This window comes from Psychrobacillus sp. PGGUH221 (genome assembly GCF_042055255.1).
GTDB lineage: Bacteria > Bacillota > Bacilli > Bacillales_A > Planococcaceae > Psychrobacillus.
The window spans coordinates 45,672-69,931 of record NZ_JAQMHQ010000013.1; the positions used below are offsets into that span (position 1 = coordinate 45,672).

The 24,260-nt window shown below is 35.9% G+C and carries 22 protein-coding genes and 6 pseudogenes; 13 read left to right on the top strand and 15 right to left on the bottom strand.

All coding sequences use genetic code 11. The annotated features are described in order from the left end of the window. Nucleotides 1-3: 3 nt before the first annotated feature. Complete coding sequence (locus tag PGC35_RS20045; protein ID WP_375220418.1) at nucleotides 4-366, bottom strand: spore coat protein; 363 nt, start codon at nucleotides 364-366, stop codon at nucleotides 4-6. Between the two features lie 16 nt (nucleotides 367-382). Next, nucleotides 383-589, bottom strand: a complete 207-nt coding sequence (locus PGC35_RS20050) for a spore coat protein (protein WP_375220419.1) — start codon at nucleotides 587-589, stop codon at nucleotides 383-385. A 221-nt stretch (nucleotides 590-810) separates the two neighbouring features. Here PGC35_RS20050 and PGC35_RS20055 point away from each other — a divergent pair, with 221 nt between their 5' ends. The 7 genes from PGC35_RS20055 (at nucleotide 811) to PGC35_RS20085 (ending at nucleotide 9,449) form a co-directional block, all read left to right on the top strand. Continuing rightward, nucleotides 811-2,451, top strand: coding sequence for a spore germination protein (locus PGC35_RS20055; RefSeq protein ID WP_375220420.1), 1,641 nt, complete (start codon nucleotides 811-813; stop codon nucleotides 2,449-2,451). After that, complete coding sequence (locus PGC35_RS20060; RefSeq protein ID WP_375220421.1) at nucleotides 2,441-3,658, top strand: Ger(x)C family spore germination protein; 1,218 nt, start codon at nucleotides 2,441-2,443, stop codon at nucleotides 3,656-3,658. The genes PGC35_RS20055 and PGC35_RS20060 overlap by 11 nt, the downstream gene beginning before the upstream one ends. Nucleotides 3,659-3,683: 25 nt before the next feature. Further along, complete coding sequence (locus tag PGC35_RS20065; protein ID WP_375220422.1) at nucleotides 3,684-4,841, top strand: GerAB/ArcD/ProY family transporter; 1,158 nt, start codon at nucleotides 3,684-3,686, stop codon at nucleotides 4,839-4,841. Further along, the gene (locus PGC35_RS20070) at nucleotides 4,838-5,068 is read left to right on the top strand and encodes a YczF family membrane protein (RefSeq protein ID WP_375220423.1); all 231 of its coding nucleotides are present in this window, start codon (nucleotides 4,838-4,840) and stop codon (nucleotides 5,066-5,068) included. The genes PGC35_RS20065 and PGC35_RS20070 overlap by 4 nt, the downstream gene beginning before the upstream one ends. A 941-nt stretch (nucleotides 5,069-6,009) precedes the next feature. Further along, nucleotides 6,010-6,774 carry a TerC family protein gene (locus PGC35_RS20075; RefSeq protein WP_375220424.1) on the top strand — a complete coding sequence of 255 codons (765 nt, stop codon included), beginning with the start codon at nucleotides 6,010-6,012 and terminating at the stop codon, nucleotides 6,772-6,774. 228 nt (nucleotides 6,775-7,002) lie between these two features. Next, nucleotides 7,003-8,304, top strand: a complete 1,302-nt coding sequence (locus PGC35_RS20080) for a hemolysin family protein (RefSeq protein WP_375220425.1) — start codon at nucleotides 7,003-7,005, stop codon at nucleotides 8,302-8,304. Between the two features lie 68 nt (nucleotides 8,305-8,372). Further along, entirely contained in the window at nucleotides 8,373-9,449 is a 1,077-nt protein-coding gene (locus PGC35_RS20085) for a hemolysin family protein (RefSeq protein WP_375220426.1), read from the top strand. A gap of 421 nt (nucleotides 9,450-9,870) precedes the next feature. On the opposite strand, the pseudogene PGC35_RS20090 reads toward PGC35_RS20085, so the two are convergent. Beyond that, nucleotides 9,871-10,635 (bottom strand): annotated as a pseudogene (locus PGC35_RS20090) (IS3 family transposase); the annotation flags it as partial. 320 nt (nucleotides 10,636-10,955) lie between these two features. On the opposite strand from PGC35_RS20090, the pseudogene PGC35_RS20095 reads away from it, so the two are divergent. The 4 genes and pseudogenes from PGC35_RS20095 to PGC35_RS20110 all read left to right on the top strand — a co-directional run. After that, nucleotides 10,956-11,356: pseudogene (locus PGC35_RS20095) on the top strand (Rrf2 family transcriptional regulator). A gap of 108 nt (nucleotides 11,357-11,464) precedes the next feature. Continuing rightward, complete coding sequence (locus tag PGC35_RS20100; protein WP_375220427.1) at nucleotides 11,465-12,328, top strand: SDR family oxidoreductase; 864 nt, start codon at nucleotides 11,465-11,467, stop codon at nucleotides 12,326-12,328. 81 nt (nucleotides 12,329-12,409) lie between these two features. Then, nucleotides 12,410-13,126 (top strand): SDR family oxidoreductase, encoded by a 717-nt coding sequence (locus PGC35_RS20105; RefSeq protein ID WP_375220428.1) that lies wholly within the window; start codon nucleotides 12,410-12,412, stop codon nucleotides 13,124-13,126. Nucleotides 13,127-13,793: 667 nt separating this feature from the next. Further along, nucleotides 13,794-14,234, top strand: a pseudogene (locus tag PGC35_RS20110) (glutathione-dependent formaldehyde dehydrogenase); the annotation flags it as partial. A gap of 263 nt (nucleotides 14,235-14,497) precedes the next feature. Here PGC35_RS20110 and PGC35_RS20115 read toward each other — a convergent pair. From PGC35_RS20115 to PGC35_RS20130, 4 genes are all read right to left on the bottom strand, one after another. Continuing rightward, on the bottom strand, nucleotides 14,498-15,478 hold the full coding sequence (locus PGC35_RS20115; protein WP_375220429.1) for an SDR family oxidoreductase: 981 nt from the start codon (nucleotides 15,476-15,478) through the stop codon (nucleotides 14,498-14,500). Then, entirely contained in the window at nucleotides 15,448-15,765 is a 318-nt protein-coding gene (locus PGC35_RS20120; RefSeq protein WP_375220430.1) for a hypothetical protein, read from the bottom strand. The genes PGC35_RS20115 and PGC35_RS20120 overlap by 31 nt, the downstream gene beginning before the upstream one ends. Nucleotides 15,766-15,801: 36 nt before the next feature. Next, nucleotides 15,802-15,966, bottom strand: a complete 165-nt coding sequence (locus PGC35_RS20125; protein WP_375220431.1) for a hypothetical protein — start codon at nucleotides 15,964-15,966, stop codon at nucleotides 15,802-15,804. A gap of 215 nt (nucleotides 15,967-16,181) precedes the next feature. Further along, nucleotides 16,182-16,907 carry an alpha/beta fold hydrolase gene (locus tag PGC35_RS20130; protein ID WP_375220432.1) on the bottom strand — a complete coding sequence of 242 codons (726 nt, stop codon included), beginning with the start codon at nucleotides 16,905-16,907 and terminating at the stop codon, nucleotides 16,182-16,184. A gap of 242 nt (nucleotides 16,908-17,149) precedes the next feature. On the opposite strand from PGC35_RS20130, the gene PGC35_RS20135 reads away from it, so the two are divergent. After that, nucleotides 17,150-17,947 (top strand): hypothetical protein, encoded by a 798-nt coding sequence (locus PGC35_RS20135; protein ID WP_375220433.1) that lies wholly within the window; start codon nucleotides 17,150-17,152, stop codon nucleotides 17,945-17,947. Nucleotides 17,948-18,164: 217 nt separating this feature from the next. Here the strand turns inward: PGC35_RS20135 and PGC35_RS20140 are convergent, their stop codons facing one another. The 6 genes and pseudogenes from PGC35_RS20140 to PGC35_RS20165 form a co-directional block, all read right to left on the bottom strand. Beyond that, nucleotides 18,165-18,620 (bottom strand): DinB family protein, encoded by a 456-nt coding sequence (locus PGC35_RS20140; protein ID WP_375220434.1) that lies wholly within the window; start codon nucleotides 18,618-18,620, stop codon nucleotides 18,165-18,167. Between the two features lie 613 nt (nucleotides 18,621-19,233). Further along, nucleotides 19,234-19,708, bottom strand: a pseudogene (locus PGC35_RS20145) (GNAT family N-acetyltransferase). A 534-nt stretch (nucleotides 19,709-20,242) separates the two neighbouring features. Next, on the bottom strand, nucleotides 20,243-20,413 hold the full coding sequence (locus tag PGC35_RS20150; protein WP_375220435.1) for a hypothetical protein: 171 nt from the start codon (nucleotides 20,411-20,413) through the stop codon (nucleotides 20,243-20,245). 304 nt (nucleotides 20,414-20,717) lie between these two features. Next, nucleotides 20,718-21,032, bottom strand: coding sequence for a hypothetical protein (locus tag PGC35_RS20155; RefSeq protein WP_375220436.1), 315 nt, complete (start codon nucleotides 21,030-21,032; stop codon nucleotides 20,718-20,720). Then, nucleotides 21,029-21,163, bottom strand: a complete 135-nt coding sequence (locus tag PGC35_RS20160) for a hypothetical protein (protein ID WP_375220437.1) — start codon at nucleotides 21,161-21,163, stop codon at nucleotides 21,029-21,031. The genes PGC35_RS20155 and PGC35_RS20160 overlap by 4 nt, the downstream gene beginning before the upstream one ends. A 169-nt stretch (nucleotides 21,164-21,332) precedes the next feature. Further along, nucleotides 21,333-21,629, bottom strand: a complete 297-nt coding sequence (locus tag PGC35_RS20165; RefSeq protein WP_375220438.1) for a hypothetical protein — start codon at nucleotides 21,627-21,629, stop codon at nucleotides 21,333-21,335. A 277-nt stretch (nucleotides 21,630-21,906) separates the two neighbouring features. On the opposite strand from PGC35_RS20165, the pseudogene PGC35_RS20170 reads away from it, so the two are divergent. Then, a pseudogene (locus tag PGC35_RS20170) lies at nucleotides 21,907-23,219 on the top strand (IS3 family transposase). Nucleotides 23,220-23,240: 21 nt separating this feature from the next. On the opposite strand, the gene PGC35_RS20175 reads toward PGC35_RS20170, so the two are convergent. Together PGC35_RS20175 and PGC35_RS20180 are read right to left on the bottom strand one after the other, a co-directional pair. Continuing rightward, nucleotides 23,241-23,894: a hypothetical protein gene (locus PGC35_RS20175; RefSeq protein WP_375220439.1), complete on the bottom strand. Its 654-nt coding sequence runs from the start codon at nucleotides 23,892-23,894 to the stop codon at nucleotides 23,241-23,243. A 192-nt stretch (nucleotides 23,895-24,086) separates the two neighbouring features. Next, nucleotides 24,087-24,260, bottom strand: a pseudogene (locus tag PGC35_RS20180) (SAM-dependent methyltransferase); the annotation flags it as partial.

The following is a 24,260-nucleotide window of genomic DNA, read 5'->3' on the forward strand; positions in this document are numbered from 1 at the left end:
TCATTAATTCTTCGGTGGACTTGGAAACATTCCTTTCCGATTTGTAACGCCCGGAAAGAGATTTAAGTTAGCTATATCTACTGCATTTTGAGCGGATTTTATATCCAATTGTTTTTGAAGTTCCAAATCGTATGGGTTTAACCATTGTTTTTTCATCATGAGATCTGCAATTTCGAAATATAATGCAATGGTTACATCAAGTTGTTCCTGTAATAACTTTCTAATTGTAGGTGTTGCTGTTTCTGTCAATGCAATTGAAAGATTTCTAACCCCAGTTTTTGCTGATAACAAAAATTCAAGGGCTATCCCTGAATCAGTAAGTTCAGCCATGCCAACAGAATTTATAGGATCTAAATAGTCATTCATACGAACCGACCTCCGATTAGTTTAACTCAGAATTTGAATATAGTTTAATCATTGCAGTTAAAGCTGGTATAGATTGTTTTACGTCCTTCTCCATTAGTGCTTTTAGATCTTGGTCAAAAACGATACCTTGCATCATTTTAGATTTAAGTAAACATACTGTCTTAAAATTTATTACTTCATGAAATTCCAAACTTTCATGAAGTGCTAATTTTTTTTCAAACATTCCTCCACCTCCAAATTTTTTCTTCCGTTATAGACTGCCCAAAAAAGAGGTTAATATTCAGTAAAATTGAGGTTTTTTAAATTGAGTGTATGATAAAAAAAGTATTAAAATCTTATGACAAATCTCTCATTTGATTTTTATTCATGACTAATCTTTTTCCATTTTGTTTAAAAAGGTTCTATCTTGAACAAAATGGGTTAAAAAAGAAAGGTATTTGAGCTATGTTTTCATTTTTAAAACGAAAGAATCAAAAAGATGATAGAAAGATTCAAGAGAAAGACAATCAAATTCAATCTAACAACAGACTACCGAACCTCATCCAAAGCTCCTTGTCCAAGAATCTTGAAGTCATTAAACAAAAAACAGGAAACAGTTCAGATATCGTAATCCGCCCGTTAAAAATTGGTCATAATTCCAAGATAAAAATAGCCATTTTATATGTAAAAGGAATGGTTGACAATCAATCTGTTAACGATTTTGTTATCGAATCAATTATGAATAACCAAAATTTAAGTGAAAAGCTCATACCACAAGACGTGTTAGAAATTCTCACCGAAGATGTTGTTGCTGTAGGCGGAATCAAAGTAGTTAGTGACTGGGAAAAACTATTTACTGCATTAATGTCGGGTGAAACTATTACACTAATCGATGGAATAAGCAAAGCGATTTGTGCGAGCACACAAGGTGGACAGAGACGATCTGTTCAGGAATCTACTACAAATGTTTCTATTCGAGGCTCTAAAGAAGCGTTTAACGAGTCAATAGAGACAAATATAGCCATGGTTCGTCGAATAATTAACAACACAGATTTATGGGTTGAGTCCATAAATATTGGCAAAATGACAAAAACAGAAGTTTCAATTATGTATATAAATGGCATCGCAAAGAATGAAATCATAGAAGAAGTACGTAGACGTTTAAATAGAATAAACATTGATAGCGTCTTAGAATCCGGATATATTGAACAGCTGATAGAAGATCAAACAAATACTACTTTTCCTACGATACATCATACAGAGAGACCGGATAGTGTGGCGGGTAATTTGTTAGAAGGAAAGATTGCCATTTTTGTAAATGGGACTCCTTTTGTATTGCTGGTACCTGCCCTATTTATAGATTTTTTTCAATCAGTTGAAGATTATTATGAACGTTTTGATATCTCAACAGCTATTCGCTTTTTACGTACTGTGATCTTCTTCATATCACTTGTCGGTCCTGCTTTATACATCGCAGCCACCACCTTTCATCAGGAGATGATCCCAACAGAATTGGCTATTATTATTGCTGCACAAAGGGAATCTGTTCCGTTTCCTGCATTTATTGAAGCACTCATAATGGAAATAACTTTTGAAATTTTAAGGGAAGCCGGCATTCGGATGCCCAAAGCTATGGGTTCCACTATATCTATAGTAGGAGCACTTGTCATTGGACAGGCAGCAATACAGGCTGGCATTGTGTCACCTGCTATGGTAATAGTAGTCTCTTTGACAGCAATCGCCAGCTTTGCGACCCCTTCCTATGCAGTTGCAATATCTGCCCGTTTGGTTAGATTTATTTTTATGGTCAGTGCAGCGACATTCGGTTTTTATGGAATTATTCTAGTGTTTATTCTGCTGATAGTTCACTTATGCAGCCTGCGTTCGTTCGGTGTTCCATATATGTCACCTCTTGCACCATTTATCCGTGAGGAAGCAGGTGATACCATTTTCCGAAGACCAATTTGGGCTTACAAGAAAAGACCACGATTATTGAGTGGCAAAAATAGGGTAAGTCAAGGGGAAAATCAGAAACCACAGCCTCCTCGTACTCGTATTATGAAAAATACTACTAACATGGAAAAAGGTGAACGGAATGAATCATAAATGGATTCTTCTTTTCTTGATTATGACAAGCACAGTTTTTATCTCAGGGTGTTGGAATCAAAAAGAGTTAAATGAACTGGCGATAATATCTGCAATGGCGATTGACAAAAATGAAGAGGGCAAGTATGTCAAGACCATTCAACTTATCAATCCTGGAAACGTAGCGGGAGGACTTCAAGGTGGAGGAAGCGGCCAAAGCCCCACAGTTACCGTTTACACAGCTATGGGAGACAGTGTTCTGGAAGCACATTTTCATGCGACATCTAAAATCTCAAGAAGGCTATATCACGCACATGCAAATCTAATTGTTATTAGTGAGGAGTTAGCAAAAGAAGAAGGCATTACAGATATTTTAGATGCCTTTGAACGTGATCCAGAAATTCGAATGACATCAAGGGTTGTAATAGCCCATCATACAAAAGCAGGTGATCTTCTTAAATCTTTGACTGCCATTGATAAGATTCCAGCCGAGAAAGTGAACGGAACTTTACAGACTACCGAAAGAGCGAGAGGAGAAAGTATGGAAGTTACCCTTCAGGACGTTATTACTACTCTCACCTCTGCAGGGAAAGAAACAGTTATTAGTGGATTTAGCTTAAAAGGAGATATCCAACAAGGAAAAAAGATGGAGAATATTCAACAGTCTGAACTGGATACCACTCTTGAATCTGACGGACTGGCCATTTTTAAAGAAGGAAAGTTGGTTGACTGGTATCAAGGTGAGATGTCTAGAGGAGTAGTATGGATATTGGATAAAATCCAACAGACAGATGTGATATTAGACTGGGAAGGACAGAAAAACACCTTGACTTACAACGTGCTCCGTCAAAAAACAAAAGTCTCAGCTGATACATTAAATAACCTCCCTGTCATTACAGTTAGAGTACGAGCGGAAGGTGATATTCGCGAAGTAAGGTCACAAATTGATCTAACCGATCCGTATGAGATTTTGGATATAGAAAAGGAATTAGAAAAAGAAATTAAGAAACAATTGGAAAATACTGTTATACGAACGCAGCAAAACAAATCAGATGTTTTTGGATTTGGGGAAGTGGTTCGTCGTTCTGACCCAGAAAAATGGAAAAAGATGAAGAACGATTGGGATGATACATATTTTCCAAACTTAAAGGTAAATGTGAAGGTAGAAGCATTTATACGACGTTCTGGTAATAGAACCAATTCATATCTTTCAGATATGAAACAATAAGTGTTAAGAAATGGAGTGAAAAACATTGGAAAAGGCAAAAATCAGCACCTATCAGCTATTCATTCTAATTTTCTTGTTTGAACTTGGTAGTGCCATGTTGGTACCTATTGCAATAGAAGCAAAACAGGATGCATGGCTTGCTATATTAATTGGTATGGTTGGTGGTTTTTGCTTATATTTGGTCTATCATGGTCTCTACTCATATTATCCAGATATTCCTCCAACTGAATATATACAAAAAATTATTGGAAGTTTTTTTGGGAAAATATTTGCCTTCATTTACGTACTCTATTTTATATATCTTTCTGCAAGAGTGTTGAGGGATTTCGGAGAAATGCTAAATACAGCCTTTTATTGGGAAACTCCTTTGTTTATTTTAAATACATTGATGGTTCTTTTAGTTATATATACAATTCGTAAGGGCATTGAGGTATTAGCGCGAACAAGTGAATTACTATTTGTTCTAATCTTTTTACTTGGGATTAGCGTTCTTTTTTTAATAGTTGTTTCCGGGATAATACAAATTTCTAACTTAGAACCTGTGCTTGAAGAAGGTATCAAGCCTGTTATAAAAACGACATTTACTCAAACCCTATACTTTCCATTTGGAGAGGTGATTATATTTGCTATGATCCTCCCCTATTTAAATCGACCGGAAAAAGTGAAACGAATTGGTTTATTAGCAATAGGATTCAGCGGACTCATATTAGCTTCAGTAATGGCCATAAATGTTAGTGTACTAGGTGTAAATAATGTTACCCGTTCACCTTTCCCCCTTCTTTCTACTATACAAACAATAGAGGTAGCCGGTTTTTTAGAACGGTTAGATGTTTATTTTATACTAATATCGGTTATAGGTGTATTTTTTAAAATGTGTGTGTTTTTCTATGCATCTGTAGTATCAACAGCCAATTTATTTAAAGTCAAAGAATCCGCACGATTAGCTTTCCCATTAGGACTAGCCATCCTGATTCTATCCATAACAATCGCCAGTAATTTTTCTGAACATGTTAAAGAAGGGCTTCATGTTATCACCCTTTATTTGCATCTCCCGCTTCAAGTAATTATTCCAAGTCTGTTACTTCTGATTGCATTTATTAAGAACAAAAAAAAGAAAAGCAAGCATAGCAAAAATTTATTTCCAAAAAGGAAGTATCGTTTAGTGGAGCGTGATAAAAAATGAAAATAATCGGTATTTCTATTCTGATGTTCATCTTTTTAACTGTTTTTTCTCTATGCATGGACATTCTTTTAGGTTTTGACCTAAACACCTCCATTAATAATGCTATTAGACCTTTTCTAGTGATGGAAGTAACAGAAATAGTTATTTTCTTTCTCTTAATTGTTCTTATGGTTGTTGGTCCAGTTCGTACCTCTTATAATAAAAGAAAAAAGAAACAAAAAAGATAAAAAATATGTAAGTATATTACTATACAGTTTTATTGCTTTGTTTGTACATAAACTTCTTGGTTTTAGCTCGTGGTTTGCCCATTCTATATTTCAAATGTACGAAAACTATATTAGAAAGCCTTATAGATATCTTAGAAACAGCATTAAATCTACCTACTAAACCTAAAAACCACCTTCCGAATTAACGGTTGGTGGTATCTCTCTCATCTAACATACGACAATATTCTGCCAGCTCGTCAAAGTTTTAATTAGGCATATGTAGTAATTGATTTAAAATATCTATTACTTTTTCTCGAGGCATCTTCTACATCAATGCTTCTATTAATAGATTTTCTTTTTTATATCAACCCAAGACATACTTCCGATTTGAAAATGGAACTCTCCATTTTTCTATTTCTTTTACTTACTACAATTAATAAAGCACCGCCAGGCAAGCATAAATTAACGCTTTTAAAACATTATTTATTTTTATTGAAGGTTCATGTAACGCTACCCAAAATAAGTTACAAAAAAAATGTTAAGCTTTCAATTGACAAATCAAGTATAGTAATCCTATACTTTAATTAACTTAATGAATAGTTCTCCTAAAGGGGAGTAGCTTTTACAGCAGAGTCGTCAATTCGGAAGATTATCCTTCCCGGCTTTGTTGGCAACTGTATTGTTGTTAGCAAGACCTTTACCTAATTAGTAAAGGTCTTTATTGTAATTTAAACCTTTACCAAATCTGGTAAAGGTTTTTTGTTTACAAAAAAATATGGTCAGACATTCTAGAACTCTCATTAAAAGAAATCCTAAACAGACTGGAGTTGAAAAATGAATAATAAATTTATTTCCAGCAAGGTGAAATAAGGATGTACTATACATCAAAGTTGTTTACTATTGTAACGTCTGATATGAACTTTTTGTATAAAAAATAATGATTTTTGAGAGGATTGATTTGATTGGAACTATCAATTTTATTTGAATACGGATGGGTATTGTTACTATTAGTTGCTCTTGAAGGATTGCTTGCAGCTGATAATGCACTGGTATTAGCCATTATGGTTAAACACCTACCAGAAGAAGAAAGGAAAAGAGCACTCTTTTATGGTTTAGCTGGCGCCTTCGTCTTCCGCTTTGCTTCTTTATTTATTATTTCATTTCTTGTGGATGTTTGGCAAATTCAGGCTATAGGGGCATTATATCTATTGTTTATCGCCATTAATCACATAGCAAGGAAACTGGTCTTTAAAAAGAAAGAAGAGAATATAGAGGAAAAAGAGAAAAAAAAATCCGGTTTTTGGGCTACAGTTTTAAAAGTTGAGTTAGCCGATATTGCTTTTGCAATTGATTCTATTCTTGCTGCGGTTGCCTTAGCCATGACTCTTCCAAATACAACTCTCCCTTCAATTGGAGGGTTAGATGGTGGAAAGTTCCTCGTTATTTTTATGGGCGGTTTGATTGGACTAATCATTATGCGTTTTGCAGCTAACTTGTTCGTTAAACTATTAAATTCACGACCAGGACTCGAAATTGCTGCATTTGCAATAGTTGGATGGGTAGGAGTAAAACTCGCTGTTTTAACATTAGGGCACCCGGATGTCGGAGTATTATCCTATGACTTTGCTCATTCTACCGAATGGAAATTATTTTTCTACACAATTTTAATTGGAATTGCAGCAACAGGATGGTTTATGTCAAAAGATAAAAACACAAAAAAAGCGTGAACTTGTGAAAGTGATTAGAGAAATTTCCAATGAGGGAAGGCCATTACATTAAATCGTATTATTAATCCCTTTAAATGCTCTTTTTTGGATCTACAAAGTTTGCATTTGTAACTACTCACATAAAAAATAAAAATTCATAAAACGCTAAAAACACGGTTGATGTCGATTGCTTCCTCATTGACTTTGATGTAATTAATTTGGAGGTGAATCCCTTTAAAGGGAATATAAGTGGATATAATTACCATAATAAATTTAGTTTTATTAGTGATTTTGATTGGCTTGACTGCGTTTTTTGTAGGATCAGAATTTGCCGTAGTCAAGATTAGAATGTCGCGGCTTGATCAATTGATCGCCGAAGGTAACAAAAAGGCAGTACTTGCGAAGAAAGTGGCTGTTAATTTAGATTATTATTTATCAGCCTGTCAGCTAGGAATCACTGTTACCGCTCTAGGATTAGGGGCATTGGGAAAACCAACTGTAGAACGTCTGATGTACCCGATCTTTGAATTTTTTGCTGTCTCCGATGCCCTGGCATCCGCAGCGTCCTATGCCATCGCCTTTTTACTGGTAACGTTTTTACATGTCGTAATTGGCGAGATGGCCCCGAAAACATTGGCCATTCAATATGCTGAAAAAATGACCTTGATTCTTGCTCCTTTTCTCTACTGGTTCGGATATATCATGAAGCCATTTATTTGGACTTTGAACGGATCAGCAGGCGTCCTGTTAAAAACATTTGGCGTTAAGCCTGCTGGACATGAACAGGCATACTCGGAAGAGGAACTGAAAATCATCATGGCCCAAAGTTACGAGGGTGGCGCGCTCAATCAAATGGAACTATCCTATATGGAGAATGTCTTCACGTTTGACGAACGGGTCGCCAAGGACATCATGGTTCCACGAACTGAACTGGTTACCCTGGATAAAGACATGCCACTGGATGAGATCATAAAAATTTTGGATGAAAACAACTACACTCGTTATCCGGTATCGGAAAACGGCGACAAAGACCGGATTCTCGGTTTTGTCAGCGCCAAAAAGATGCTTCCCCATATAGTAGCAGGACGGAAGCGAAAACTCGAGGAGTTCATACGGGAACTCCCTATGGTTTTTGAAACAACGGGACTACAGGATGCTTTGCTTAGAATGCAGAATACCCATGTTCATATCGCATTAGTAGCTGATGAATATGGCGGAACTGCCGGCATTATTACGATGGAAGACATTCTAGAGGAAATTGTGGGTGAAATCCGCGATGAATTCGATGCTGACGAAGTACCAGATATCAGCAAGATTGATGAAAAGCAATACCTCATCAATGGCCGTGTACTCTTAAAAGATCTTCAAGACCGCTTTGGTTTAGTTTTTGATGAAAGCGAAGATATCGATACAATTGGGGGCTGGATTTATTCCCAAAGCCCGGGAGAGGTACAAACCGGGGATACAATCTCCAAAGATAACTTTCTATGGACGGTTACTGAAATGGATAATCAACAAATAAAGCGGGTTATGTTTCATCAAGAAACTTAACAAAAATGTAATTCGATATAACTGAGTTAAAATTACTGGAGGTGAATCCCTCTCTTGAGGGAGAAAATTTGGATGGACAGACCATAGTAAACTTGTTATTAATAGCATTGCTCATACTCTTGACCGCTTTCTTCGTTGGGGCTGAATTTGCCATCTTAAAGGTGCGTATGTCAAGAATCGACCAATTGATATCAGAAGGAAATAAGAAGGCCGCACTCGCAAAGAAAGTTACGAACGAATTGGATTATTACCTATCTGCCTGCCAATTGGGAATTACGGTAACTGCTTTAGGCCTTGGGGCATTGGGTGAACCGACTGTTGAAAGAATGCTGCATCCGTTATTTGAGTATTTTGCTATTCCAGAAGCATTGGCGACTGCGCTATCCTATGCCATCGCCCTGGCAATAGTCACGTTCCTACATGTGGTGATTGGAGAATTGGCACCAAAGACATTAGCTATTCAATACGCAGAAAAAATGACGTTGCTACTTGCTCCCCCCCTGTATTGGTTCGGAAAAGTAATGAGTCCGTTCATCTGGTTACTGAACGGTTCCGCGAGGGTCTTTTTACGGCTATTTGGAGTAGAGCCAGCTGGGCATGAAGAGGCCCATTCGGAAGAAGAGTTGAAATTAATCGTAGCGGAAAGCTACCAAAGCGGCGAGATCAATCAAACCGAATTAACCTACCTTAAAAATATTTTTGCGTTTGACGATAGGATTGTGAAAAACATCATGATACCACGATCAGAAATCGTAACTGTGGACAAGAACCTGCCGCAATCCGAATTGTTCGAGGCTCTAGATGACCATGAATACACGCGTTATCCGGTGACAGAAGAAGGAAACAAAGACAAGCTAATCGGTTTTATTAATACGAAAGAGTTATTGACTAGCATGGCAGCTGGAAGAACAGAGAAATCGGAATCGTTTATTCACGAAATGCCGCGTTTCCCTGAAACAACTTCTATCCAGAAAGTACTGTCTAAAATGCAGCAAAACAGGGTTCATATGGCTATCGTCACAAATAAAGATGGTTGTACTGCCGGTCTGGTAACAATGGAAGATATTTTAGAAGAAATTGTTGGTGAGATTAGTGATGAATATATAGATGTTCAAACCCCTAGGAAGTATAGTAAAGATAAATAATATAATCAATTATAGCTGTGAAGAGACTGCCTCCGTGCTAGTCTTTTCAATGCTTTCAAGACCCTTAGATTCTAATCAAAGGGTTTTTTTCTCTACATAACCACAAATTATTTAATAACCTTGTTCAACTAATCTGCCCCGTTAGCCATACATGCAGCTCAAAAAATCTGCACCACAGAGGATAAAAATTGTTTCAGATCGGGTATAGATAGGTACTGCTGGCAAAGAAGGTCGATATCTATGGTGCCATAGAGCCCATCCGTTAGTCTGACTCCAACGACCACGGTGCATCACAGACTGTCGCTCCCTTACGGGAAGCACTCATGGGAGATTAATCCTACTCTGGTTATTACACCAGCCTCCAATACTAATTTGCCGTAGAAAGGATGATTACAATGGAAGTAATGATCGTGCATGTGGGATGGATGTCCACAACTGGAGAATTATCAGCTGGCGTGCCTTTGCGGGACATGCTCGTGGTAATTCCTTTTTCTTTGAATGCTTTTTGATAAGCATAGGATGTATAAACGGAACCTTGGTCACTATGCAGAATACATCCTTGAAGCAAATTAGGAAGCTGCTTAAGAGTATCTAATACAAGTTTTGTATCTTGATTCAGTCCAATCGTATAGGCGATAATTTCGCCGTTAAAGAGATCCTTAATACTTGAAAGATACATCATCGTTTGACCAAAAGGCAAGTAAGTAATATCTGTCACAAGCTTTACTAGTGGTTTAGTTACCGTAAAATCACGTGCCAATAAGTTATCAGATACATAAGCAGGCTGCCCAGTTTTCTTACGTTTCTTGACGTTAACCTTACATTGCCAGCTGTGCTTTTGCATGATACGTCGCACGGTCTTCTCACAAACTCCTGAATACAAAGACGATATTTTTCGATAGCCATATCGGAACTTATGTTATTTGCACAAGTCGCCAATCTGTTGGTCTCGAATTTCTTTTCAGTCATTTGATCTGCATTCTTTCTCCAACGATAGTAGGACGAGCATCCTACACCTAGGTGCCGACTGATCTTGCCTATTGGCATAAAATCATTTAATCCTTCGACTAATGGGATCACTACTTTTGGCGCCACTCCCTTTCCAATTCTTCGTACTTTTTTAAGACTTCAATCTGCTGTTTTAAATACCGATTCCTGCCTGTAGTTTGGCAGTTTCACTTTCATATGAATTCTAAAGGAAGTGGCTTCAATCTAGATCTTCCAATTGTAAAATGGACAAACCTTCTATCAAAAGACCTATCCCGGGTATTGAATATGAAACAGTAATATTGATAAGACTCAAAATGCTTAGAAAAATATTCTGAGCATTTTCTAAAATTCCCCCCTTCCCTCCTCATAGCTTGAGTTTTAAAATATTTTCGTTAAGAGATTGTTGGATTTATATAGGAATTGCTCAACTGCTCACATTATCCTTCCTCTTCAAACTAATTCTTTGACTTCCATTATCGTTGTAACTATAATGATTACATCGAGAGGGTGACTAGTATGAAAAAATTTAGCAGCCGTTATTCCATTGCTGTACCTATTTTATCGCTAATTGCATTAAGTCCAACTTCATGTACTTCCGATTTAATTGCTGAAAGCGTCAATACGAACCCTGTCATTATTCGCCGTATTATTGGCATGTTGAAGAAAGCTGGGTTGGTCCATGTACGTGCCGGTGCAGGAGGTACCTTTTTACAAAAGGGACTTGATGAGATTACTTTACTTGATGTGTATAAATCATTGAAGTTGCAGACGATGGTGATATTTTTAATTTTCATAATGAAACCAATCCAAAGTGTCTAGTAGGCGCAAATATTGAGTCTGTTTTTCGGACAAAGATGTTGCAAGCACAATCTGCCATGGAGCACGAATTGGCTAAAAACAATTGGTGTCTGAACTAAAAGAGAAAACCGGCTCTATTTGGAGCTATTTTTTATACTAGTTGTAACGTTATTGGTTACACTAAAACCTCTTGAAATAATCTGCAAATAGAAGGGTAGGAATTTTATATGTCAATCGTTATTACTGGTGCAACAGGTCATTATGGAAACCGTGTCATTCAAGAACTATTAAAAACTATTCCTGCAAGTGAAATTATCGCTAGCGTTCGCAATGTAGAAAAAGCTGATGCGCTTGCCGAACTGGGTGTACAAGTTCGTCATGGCGATTACATGGACTACGAGTCGATGAAAACATCGTTTGAAGATGCTTCAAAAGTTCTTTTTGTTTCAGGACCGGATTCAGATAATACTCTTCGTATTCGTCAACATGCTAATGTCGTCCAAGCTGCACGAGATGCTGGTGTGAAACACATAGCTTACACAGGTTATGCATTTGGTGAAACATCCCAAATCGATCTTGCACATGTCCATATGGCAACAGAGTATGCAATTCGTTCAACTGGGGTACCCTATACATTCTTGCGTAATTCACTTTATTCAGATGTATTCATTGATGAAAGCTTAGCTGGATCAGTAGCAACTGGTGAATTAGTAACAAACACAGGTGATGGCAAACTAAATGCCGTAAGCCGTGAAGATCTTGCATTAGCTGCTGCTGCTGTATTAACGGGAGAAGGACATGAAAATAAATCATACAACCTTGTCAACCCATCACCTTGGACTTTCGATGAGCTAGCAGAAGTTGTATCAGAGGTTTCAGGTAAACAAGTTTCACATAAAAAGGTATCATTTGATGATATGAAAGATTATCTTGGCAATGTTGGATTACCTGCACCAGTAGCTGAACTAATTGCAGGTATTTACAATACCGTTGCAGCTGGGGAAACTGGTAAAACTTCAAATGATTTAACAAATCTTATCGGTCAACCAACGCCATTGAAAAAATTGGTTCAACAAGCATTGAAAGCATAAAATTAAGAATAAATTAGGTCCTTTTCGGAAATAAACATCTTGTTGCCAATTAAAAATACTGATAATACAGGAGGCTATTTAATGTCATTACAAGGAAAACGTGTTGTTGTTGTCGGAGGTACTTCGGGGATCGGATTAGCTACTGCCAAAGCATTTTTAGATGAATCTGCTCAAGTAGTAGTTGCAAGCCGTTCTTCTTCCAAGCTCGATGAGGCAAAAAATTTGTTGGGTCAAGATGTAGAAGGATATGAGCTAGATTTTCGTAACGATAAGAGTGTAGCTAACTTCTTTAAGAATGTAGGGAATTTTGATCACTTGGTAGTAACTGCAGGAGAAGGAACAATGGGGCTATTTAAAGAGTTGCCAGTTGAAAGAGCGAAAGAAGCATTCGATAGTAAGTTCTGGGGTCAATATGCTACAGCTCTTGCTGCACTCCCTTACTTGAATGATGCGAGTTCCATCACGCTTACATCAGGTGTTTATGCTCAACGCCCTCCTCAAGGAGCATCTACATTAGCAGCAATTAATTCTGCAGTTGATGGTTTAGTAAGAGGACTTGCTATTGAGCTATCACCAATGCGCGTAAATGTTGTATCACCTGGTATTGTAAATACACCGATATACGCAGGAATGCCAGAAGATCATCGTGAAGGCATGTTCAAAGGAATTGCTGAACAACTTCCTGTGAAACGCATTGCACAACCAGAAGACATCGCGCAATCTTACGTTTACTTAGCAAAAAATGGATTTACAACTGGATCTGTTGTTGATATTGATGGTGGTGCACGATTAATTTAATTTATATGATAGCATTCCTTTTTGGAGGAATGCTTTTTTTCACAAAATCTTCCCTCTGCTTGCTACTGCGTTTTTTTCTTATAACAAGTGAGTAACATAGACATCGTTTCTTCAATATTGCCCTCCGAATCAGATAAGTAGTACGTATACACAAAATCTTCTCCGGCACCCCGATCTTGCTGTATATCGCATTTCCCCACGAACATACGGAAATATATACTTCCATGAACATCTACGAACACTTAACTCGTATTATGTAAGAAAAGGCCAATCATCCGTTCAGTGAACGGATGAAAGACCTTCTAAGAAATTAATTAAATTGTATTACCGAGAAAAACAATGTCAACAAAATATCAACAACCGAAACCCTTATATCTAAAGAATTTTTTCTCTTTATTACATCAGGCCACCCATCACTCATCGCTGTTTTAGCAGTAGTCTTCCGATAAAGTCACTTATCAACTTCTATATCATTATAATATTGCTTACCTAAACTCATTCCTCCAAAACTTATCAATGCCCCTAGAATAAAACCTACAACACCGATTACAATTGATAATGTGCTTCCCCTACCCCTCTCACTAACTAAAAAAGATAAAAAAAGATAACCGCATTACACCATACTATTGAAAAAATTATACTAAACACATGGTAAACGCGTGTATTAACAACAATTATTGATATTACAAAAGAAATAACAAATGTTACTATACCATTCCATTCGAATTGCGGAGCAGATGTAGTCATTGATTGTGTAGGTATAGACGGGAATAAATCACCTTTGGAGATTCTTGAACAAAAATTAAAGTTGCCAAGGTGGAACCCTTGGACCTATTCAAATTTATACAAAAGCAGTAAAAAAATGGAACAGTCCAAATAATAGGTGTTTATAGGGTAACTATAATGTGTTTTCATTGAGTTGGGTTAGAAATATCAATCTGAGAATGGGACAGACATCAGTCATTAATTTTATGCTGATCCACACCCAATGTGGCCCTTGGATAAGCAAGTCATGGTTATCAAATGTTTAATAAATCGTGAGGACGACTGTATAAAAGTCGTTTTAAAACCGTTATTCTATTTTCTTATTAGTTTATGGATGAATTGAAAATTAGCATAATTGAAAGCCTAAGCGAAATGTTGAATGGGCTTCCAAACTGTGTATAGAAGTCTTTTTGTCTATTATTATTAGATTATTGGATAATTCAGCTCGTAACTTGGGTAGTAATAGTATGGTGGTCTCGGTCCTATTTTTGGCATGGGCCAGGAATCCTCCATATAGACCATCTTTACTTTTTCATTTGAATGGTTTACTAGCAATAGCTTTACTTCTGGATTAAATTCATATCTCAAAATGTTAACCCCCTTCCATTAGGAATGTGTGGATTCTCCCCCATCAACATGAAGAACTTGACCAGTAACAAAACGAGAATCATCAGAAGCAAGGTAGACAAAGGTTGGTGCGAGTTCAAATGGATGGGCAACTCGTTCCATTGGATTAAATGCTCCATATACAGCGACTTGGTCTGACGAGAAACTTGCTGAAATAAGTGGGGTCCAAATTCGGCCGGGGGCGACGGCATTTACTCGAATCCCTTGTTTCACGACATTTTTAGCCAAGGCACGTGTCCAACCAACTATTGCGCCTTTTGTGGCCGTATAATCAATCATTTGCTGCTCACCTACATACGTCACCACTGAAGAAGTGCCAATGATTGAGCTGCCTGGTTTTAAATGTGGAAGCGCTGCTCTTGTTGTATAAAAATGAGAGTATATATTAACTTTGAAGGTGTCATCGAATTGCTCATCTGTAATGTCCAGGAGACTTAGTTGTTGGAATTGGATACCAACGTGGTTACAAAGAATATCAAGACGTCCAAACGTATTTACTGTTTGTTCTACAATAGAGATACACTGTTGTTTGTCTCGCAAATCACCAGGCATTAGAAAACAACGTTGTCCGAGTTGTTCAATCCTCGTTTTTGTTCTATTTGCATCCTCATGTTCATCTAAGTATGAAATAGCAACATCTGCGCCTTCTTTAGCAAACGCAATTGCTACTGCTGCACCAATACCACTGTCACCCCCTGTGATAAGTGCTACTTTTCCTGTTAACTTTCCACTCCCTTTATAGTTCGGGTTTTCGATAATTGGAAGGGGTACCATAAATTTTTCCACTCCGGGATGGCGTAGCTGGCGCTGTTCAGGTAAACTTATCGGAATTTCTTGGTAACGTGTGATTTTCCCATAGTTAGGGTACATGGGATAAGGTTGAGTTTTCATGTTCGCTTTAAACATTTGTTGCATTTGCTTTATTTGGTCTACTTGATGACTTTGACCCTTTTGATCCATGGAAACCTCCTATAAGAGTAATTTTCTTCTATAGAATGTTTATGTTGTTCACTACAAATATAGTACCAAAAAAAATAGGTCAACCAGAAAAAACCGGCTAACCACATAATACGATTTGGCCCTATTGATGAATAACAAAAATTACGTTTTGTAGTTACACAAATTCTTTTTTTTATTGTTTTTGAACTCTCAACTGATTCTAGCAAACTTTCTGACTCTCTTTCTCCAAGCTCTTCAAGAAAATCGCTGAATTCTCCTTCTCCGTTATTATCACTAAAATCATCCATTAAGTCATTAAGCTCCCATTCTATGATTTGTAACTCTTACGATGTACAGGTTTCTAAAATATCCATCGTCAGAACATTGTCTAATTGTTCTTTCTCAGATTTAACAGCCGAAGCGACTTCACTTTCCTGATGTTGATGAATCCATATTCCACTTAACAACATACATCCTAATGCACCCACTAAGGAAATATTTCCTTTCAAGTATCAAAGCTCCGTCTATACTTTTAATCGGTTTGAATTTCAAAGGTCCCGAAGACATTTTTCCGTTCTTTTATTGTATGCCCATTTCTAATGGCATATTTGATAAAACAAAATGGCTTATACATTATCCTTTCCGAATGTAAATATAAAAAATGCCTTACTCCTTATTGAAGTAAAGCACCCGTTAATTCAAGTGAAACTCTTCACAATATATCTTAATTCTTGTCAATCAGCCTTTTTATTGCACTAACGACTACTTCTGGTTCATCATTCTGTATATAATGGGCACTATTTTTAGCAATTACAAATTCTCCGTTTGAGGATATTTCAAGAATCTCTTTCTGCAGCTCATTCCATAATCCTTGTGATTCCTCCGAATAATGAGCTTTCTTTCCCGCTGAAAGAACAATTAATGGGACATTTAACATTCTTCTTGATTTCTTCAACTGTTTTAAGCTTTCCATAAACTCATCATAATTACCTTCGTAAACAAATTGCTTGTTGTATGCTTGTTGAAACTCTTGTGGCATCGTTGGGAGAAATCTTTCTCTATAATCTTCGGGTGTAGAATCGACCAGGACAAGCCCACATACTTCATTTTGATATTCAGTTGCATACAAACGTGTATTAACTCCACCAAATGAATGACCAACTAATATGTATGGAGGTTTTATATTTGCTTGACTAAGAAGTTCATGCAATTCTCTTACCATCTTACGGCTCGTTCTTGAGTTAGAACTTGATTCACTCTTCCCAAGTCCTGCTCTATCATAAATGAGAACATCAGACAGCATTGATATATCACTAATCACTGAATCCCAAGACTTTGAAGTGTCTCCATACCCAGCATCCATTACAATAGTCGGTCTTCCCTTATTTTCTCCAACCAATTTAGCGTATAGTTTAAAATCATTTATTTGTACAAACATTTCTTTTGTCATTAAAGTCCGTTCCCTCTCTTTTTGTTAATTCTATTAGTAGTTAAAATATCATCTTTTATCTCTTTCTTTTGAACTAACCTGCAGCGTTAGTTCAATAATAAAAAAGGGTTTACTCCTTCTTGAAGTAAAGCACCATGTTAGTTGAAGAAGAAAAAAATGGTGTAGCGTTATGAGTGAGTAAATAATTAATATAATATACCGATATAGTGATTGAGTAATATATTGGAGGTAAATGGAAACATATGAAAAAAATTTTTTTATCTGCATTAATAATCCCAGCATTACTATTATCACCTGTTACAATAACGGAAGCATCCACTAAAGTAATGTGGGGAAAAACAGAATTGAGAAAAGGACAAATTGGTAAGATAACTGTGTTAAATACAGCTCCACTTTACCAAAATAACAATGATGGCATACCAAGACAAATCAATAGGTCTTTAAGTAAAGGTGAAGAATTTAGAGTCTATAGCTATAAAGGTCAAGATGGTGGTTTTTATGGACTTGGTGGCGGTTTGTTCGTAAAGAGATCAAATGTTGTACAATATGAAACCCCATCTAAAACCAAACTTGCATTGTTAGAGAATAATCCACTTGCTTCGACTCCAGAGAATGGCAAAAAATATTCTGATGGTTGGGTAGCTCCAGTGTTGAAATCTTCATGGAGTGCTGACTCTGCTGTAAACTATCGTACTCTTCAAAATGAACTTGGATTTGTAAATGGTGGTTCTCGTTACACCATTGCTGGTCAAATGGGAGCTATTCAAGTTATTTATCAGGGTCCTGACGCTCCTTATGAAGTTGGTATCAGATTTACTATGTGGGATGGAGACGCAAATGGTCAAATGCCACAAGCCTATCGTATTCCGATTGTCGCAAAAGAAGTCTTCAAATTGTATTTTGAAGGAGATGGTACTCGTGTTTGGAATTATCTGAACAGTGGAGACATCCCTGACGACTTTACTGCTGGTGGCAGAAGTGTCCACTCTACAGTATCCACTAATTCGGGTGTTCTCTACCTTGAAGTAGGTCACAAATAACCATTATTTCATTTGTTAGTTAAAGCTAAGAGTATTTTTCTCTTAGCTTTTTTGTATGCAATTATGTAAAGCCTTATTAAACTAAACTGCACCGTTAGTTTAAGTGTAACATTTCACAAAGGATCGCCGAAATCTACTTGATGTTTTGACCGTAAAAATAGACTATCGAAAAGATGGTCTTGTGTTTAACTAAAGCACCCGTTAGCTGAACAGGAGTTTATCCAATTACCCCTTCTTTAGAGTTCCAAACTCCTTGTAACTTTCTAATATAGATAATTTGTCCAGTATGGTATGTTGTATGAATAGTAAGGTGAGCAAGATCAGGTGCTTTTTCATCGAGTTTTTTGTTATCTACTTCCATAACAACATTTTTCCATTCAGACATAATCTCTGTTATCTTCTTAACCGCATCATTCCAATTTAATTCTTTCCTATTCTTAAAGGTATTGTTATTATCATTTTTTTCGTTGGGTATGTCTATAAATCGATTTAAATAACGTTCATTATAGAAGATTAAGTGATTTACTATCTCAAAAATAGAGTTATTTGATTCGCTTGGTTTCCAATTTGCTTGTTCCTCAGTAAGTCCTTCAACTGAATTTAGTAACGATACAAACCATGTATTTTCATGACAAGCATTTAACTGTGCTATTAATACATCTTTAACATTCATTTTTATACCTCCTTTTAATTCAAGAAATAGTTTTAAATATTTTTATTGTAAGCATTCAAATTTATTTTTTCCTTTATTATTAAACTAACCTGCCCCGTTAGCCATCCGTGCAGCAAAAAACGCTACACCACAGAGGATGAAAATTGGTTCAGAACGGGTATAGATTAATATGGCTGGTGAAGAAGGTCGATGAACTATGGTGCCTTAGAGCCCATCCATTAGACTGACTCCAACGACCACGGTGCATCACAGACTGTCGCACTCTTTACGAGTAGCACTCATGGGAGATTAATCCTACTCTGGTTACTGCACCAGCCTTGCCTTTATTATAAGAAGGATGGAGTTGGTTGCTGATTTAACATCCAGCTTAATATAATCATCCTGAAGGCTCTGCCTTTTTTTAAAAAAGCAATTTCTGAGTCTCTTTTGTTATGCAATTTTATAGATTTTGAGTGTTTTTTAATTTTCATGGGAGTTTAAGTGAAAATCTTCACAATCTTTTTTTGACTTAACAAAATCTAATCCGTTGATGTGTAGGGGCATATCAAATAGACACCTTCTTACTAAAGAAATGCGCCCTATAACGTAATTAACATTAAACTTCTAGATTTCTTTATTTGAGGGTGAGAATAAACTCCTCCACATCTTCTCCACGTTCATTAGAATACCCACTGTCCTGACCTGTAATCACGAATCCACATTTCTCTAAGACCTTAAGAGATCCGGCATTATCTTTCGCAGCACGAGCATAAAGAGGACGAATTGTAATGTGTTTTAGAAATTCCCTTAAAGCTTTGGTTACGATTCCTTTGCCCCAATATTCCTTTCCATTCCAATAGCTAACTTCTGGTTCTCCGAACTGCTCAAAACGTGAAATATGCCTACCACATTATTTTCGAAAATGATCGTCTGCTTCATAATATCCTTATCCGTAAGAATTTTATTTTCCAGTGTGTAGTGAAGCTATCCCAATCACTGGGGTCTATGCTCGTAAATGCAGCCAAATAGTTCGCTTCACGGTTCTGTTGGTGCTTAAAAAAAATAGGAAGGTCATCCTCAATCAGATTTCGAAGAATTATGTTACTCATCATACTCCCCTTTTGTCGTTTACTTGATTTTAACAAACGCACGTTCCTATCGCAAATAATTTTCGGAATATTAAATCATTTTTTTCTGAACTAAAATATTCCCTGATTAAACACTTTGATTTTACACTAATAATACTTTTCCTTATTCCGTTAAATGGTCCGATTGTTGAATAATAGCTAATGACTATTGTTCAACTAAACTGCTTCGTTAGTTTAAGTGTAACATTTCACAATGGATTTCTTAGAACTACTTGATTTTTTGGATAAAGAAATAGACCATCAAACTGATGGTCTTGTTTAACTAAAGCACCCGTTAGTTGAATAAGATTTAGTAATCCTCGTAACAGCTTACTTGTAAGGGAATGCCTAATTCACCAATTAACTTAATTGACTCGGGTTCAAATACAAGATTGCACTGTTTGTCATACCAAACTCCAATTACTAAGTCAATCTTCTCTGTACCACATCTGCGAAGTACCTCTATCTGTTTAGATAAGGTTAAAGCAATCCAACCAAGTCCAAAATCTTCATTCCTTATAGTTGACCACTACCATAATCAGAAGGATTTCCTTTGTTTATTCCTACTTTTAAAGTTTCCCCTACTTCAATTTTTTTCACTAATGTAAGACCTGTTAGTTGTTCAAACACTTTTGGAGAAAATTCTTCACCGTAAAAATGACATCGAATATCCATTTTCATTATCATAAAAAACCCACTTTTCTATTTCTTTCTTTATTCTCTGTACTACTCCTGAACATAGTTCCTTGTTAAACTAAACTGCCCAGTTAGTTCAAGAAAAAGTGCCACCACCAGACTTGAAGTAAAGCACCTCTTTTGTTCAATAATTTACATATATTAACTTATTCAACACAATCGTAAAAAACCTTCTTATTCAACTAACCTGCTGCTTTAGCTTAATAAAAAAAATGCTTTACTCCTTCTTGAAGTAAAGCACCCGTTAGTTGGGGAAGAATCTACTAATTTAGACCTGATTGAAGTTTGTTTAATTTTATTTAATATTAATATCAAAAACATAATTTATTTTTCCTTCATTCCATTCTACGATAACTTCATAAATATAATATCCCTCTTTAGATGGTAGTGTAATTTCATTACCTATAAGTTCAACAGCAACAATTGTACCATCTTCATTCCATTGCTCTACAATTATTGAAGATGGATTTTGTTCAATCTCAATTTTTATTTTATCCCCTTTTTCATCTTCTACTGTATTGAATCGGTCTGCTAAGTCATATATATTGGTCTCACTAATCTTTCTAGCTTCAAAGTTTCCATCTTTCCGTTCAAAATCACCTATCCTCATTGTATAGTCTTTTTTTCTACAATAACTTTGCCCTGTGCTTGAACATAATCAGTTGACGAAGAAGGCTGAGGTATTCCATTACAACCAGCTATATTAATAACTATTAACATTAATAAAATATTTATTTTCATATCAAAACTCCTTAAGGAATTATTACACTTTCTATTTACTTATTCATCTTCTGCAAATTAATCCTTCTTCAACTAAACCACTGCTCTAGTTTCAGTAAGAAAAAAGGCTTTACTCCTTCTTGAAGTAAAGCACCCGTTAGTTTAAGTATATTTCTTCACAATAGTCACTTTATTTGCCTACAAAATAAACAGTAAAAATTAACCCATTTATTACTAATGCTGATAAAGGAATAATGGCAAAAAGTACGGAGATAACTAATTCTCTTCGGATTCTATTTGAATTAGCTTTAACAATACTAAATAACGAAGATAGAATTAAAACGAATATAGTTAAAGTGCTAACTAACAAGATGCTTCGATTCATTTCACCAGTTACTCTTGCTACAAAAAAAACTGCTATTAGCCCTACAACCCCCAATATAAATGAAGCCATAAACCATTTCAAGAATTTATCTATTTTACCCATCTCTTCAATAAATTACATATATTATCTTATTCAACACAATCGCAAAAAAACCTTCTTCTTCAACTAAACTGCCCCGTTAGTACAATAAGAAAAAAGGCTTTACTCCTTCCTGAAGTAAAGCACCTGTTAGTTTAAGTAGAATCTTTACCAATCTTTGATAGTTAATATAAAATCCTACAACGTCTAAAATGTACCCTATGGGATAGACACTTAAAAAAAGTCTATTCTATGGGGTACTTTTATTTATAATAAAGAAAAACGTGTTGGGGATGACAAAATGACAAAAAGATACTTAAGTAAAGCAGAACAAAAACAACTTGCTCGTAACCCTTATGTAGCGTCTGTTAGTGAAAAGGGAATCACATATACAGATGAATTTAAAAGACATTTTATTGCAGAGAATGAAAAAGGAAAAGGCACTCGTGAAATTTTTGAAACCGCTGGTTTGGATATTGAGTTAATTGGCTTAGATCGCGTAATTTCCTCTGGTAAGCGTTGGCGTAATACTTATCGAGAAAAAGGAATAAATGGATTGGTAGATACACGAAAAGAGAATTCAGGGCGCCCCTCAGAGCGTGAATTAAGTTTAGAGGAAAAGTATGCTCGATTAGAAGCGAAAAATAGATTATTACAAGCAGAAAATGAACTCTTAAAAAAGCTCGATCTACTCGAAAGGCAGATGTTGAAGAGAAAATAGAACTCGTAACGGAACAGAAATTCCTACTAATTTATGAAACTATTAAAAAATACAAATTAAAGCAAATGGTCAAGCGGGTCACGTTCAGGTTATTACAATTACTTTGCTGAAAAAGCAAATCAAAACCGTGTAGCACGTGATCAAGGAGATGAAGAAGTAAAGGCAATCATTTTAAAAGCGTTTCATTTCTGCCATCGTAAAAAAGGTGCTCGTCAAATTAAAATGACTTTGGAAAATCAATATGGTATTACATACAACCTTAAACGAATTCGCAGGATTATGAAGAAATTTGATATTGTTTGTCCCATTCGAAAAGCTAATCCTTATAGTCGAATGGCAAAAGCAACGAAAGAACACCGTACTTGTCCAAACCTTCTCCAACGTCAATTTAAACAAGGTGTGGCTGGTAAAGTATTATTAACAGATATCACTTATCTAACGTATAAACAAGGTAAACGTGCTTATTTATCTACGATTAAAGATGCGGAAACAAATGAAATACTGGCTTATGAAGTATCAGATAAAATTACGCTAGACATTGCCCTAAATACATTACATAAATTAAAACGCAACCATACATTTATAGCTGAAGGTGCCTTTATCCATTCGGATCAAGGATTCCATTATACGAATCCCCGGTTTCAAAAACTTGTGAAGAAGATGGGATTAAGTCAGTCGATGTCACGTCGTGGCAACTGTTGGGATAATGCGCCCCAAGAATCTTTTTTGGACATTTTAAGGATGAGACGGGTATAAAGAACTGTGAAACGTTAGAAGAGGTAAAACAAGAAGTAAAGAGTTATATGACATACTATAACCATTACCGCGGACAATGGAATTTGAAAAAGATGCCCCCTGCAAAATACAGCCAGCATCTTCTTCAAATTGCTTAAAGACTTTTTTATAAATGTCCTTTACAAAGGGTACATTTTAGTCCCCCAGAATAAATTAGTTTGAGCGGTAAGGAAGTAAAGAAGCAAACCTATTGGAACCACCTTGATTATTTGTTTTGGTGACTGATATAAAACAAAAATTGTAGCTATCCAGAGTAGAAACTCCAATATATATATAATATCAAAATACCAATATCCAAATGCAAAAGTCTGTCTTGAAATAAACATTAATATAGATGAAATAGAAATAGCAATAACATCTTTCCCTTTTGCATACCAACATACAAAAGCCATAAATGGTGAAATAACAGTCATGATAATCCAAAGCATCATATATGATTTAGGGAAAAAACCAGCTATCATAACAGTATAAAGATAATAACTACCTACCATGCCTACAAAAAACAAAAAAACATTTATTGCAGACCTTACAGGTGATTTGCTATACACAGATATTAGCATCGCAAGGAAAATCCAAACGCCCATACGAGAAAAGAAGTTCCTTAAATCCAACACTTCAAGGAAATATGGTAATAAATTACTAGCCGTCTCATCAAACACCTTGGAAATTACACCTAAAATAACCCCTGCGATAAATGCTAAAGCCGAATATAAGATTTTTCTTGATAACGATATTTTTATTGGTCTTCGAATTTCATTCAAAAAGCCTTTCATTTATTCACCTCACAAATATAAAAAATTTATTTCACATTTTTATACTAATTCTCTGATTTTGTTTAAATTTTCCGGAACATTTATTGTGATTTCTTGTTGAACTAAACTGCTTCGTTAGTTCAATTAGAAAAAGGCTCCCCATACAGGCAGCCCCATGTTTAACTAAAGCACCCGTTAGTTGAATAAGAAAAATTAATATTTTTGAAATAGAGCAGTCAACAAGTCAGGTACACCAAAAGCCTCATTCGGCTGTTTTATTTCCTTCATTTTTCTTATTTCAATTTCCTTGAAATCCTTAAAGATGGATCTTAACTTTTCGTCAGTATAACCTAATCCACCTTTTAGGCTCCGCAACCTATAAACTTC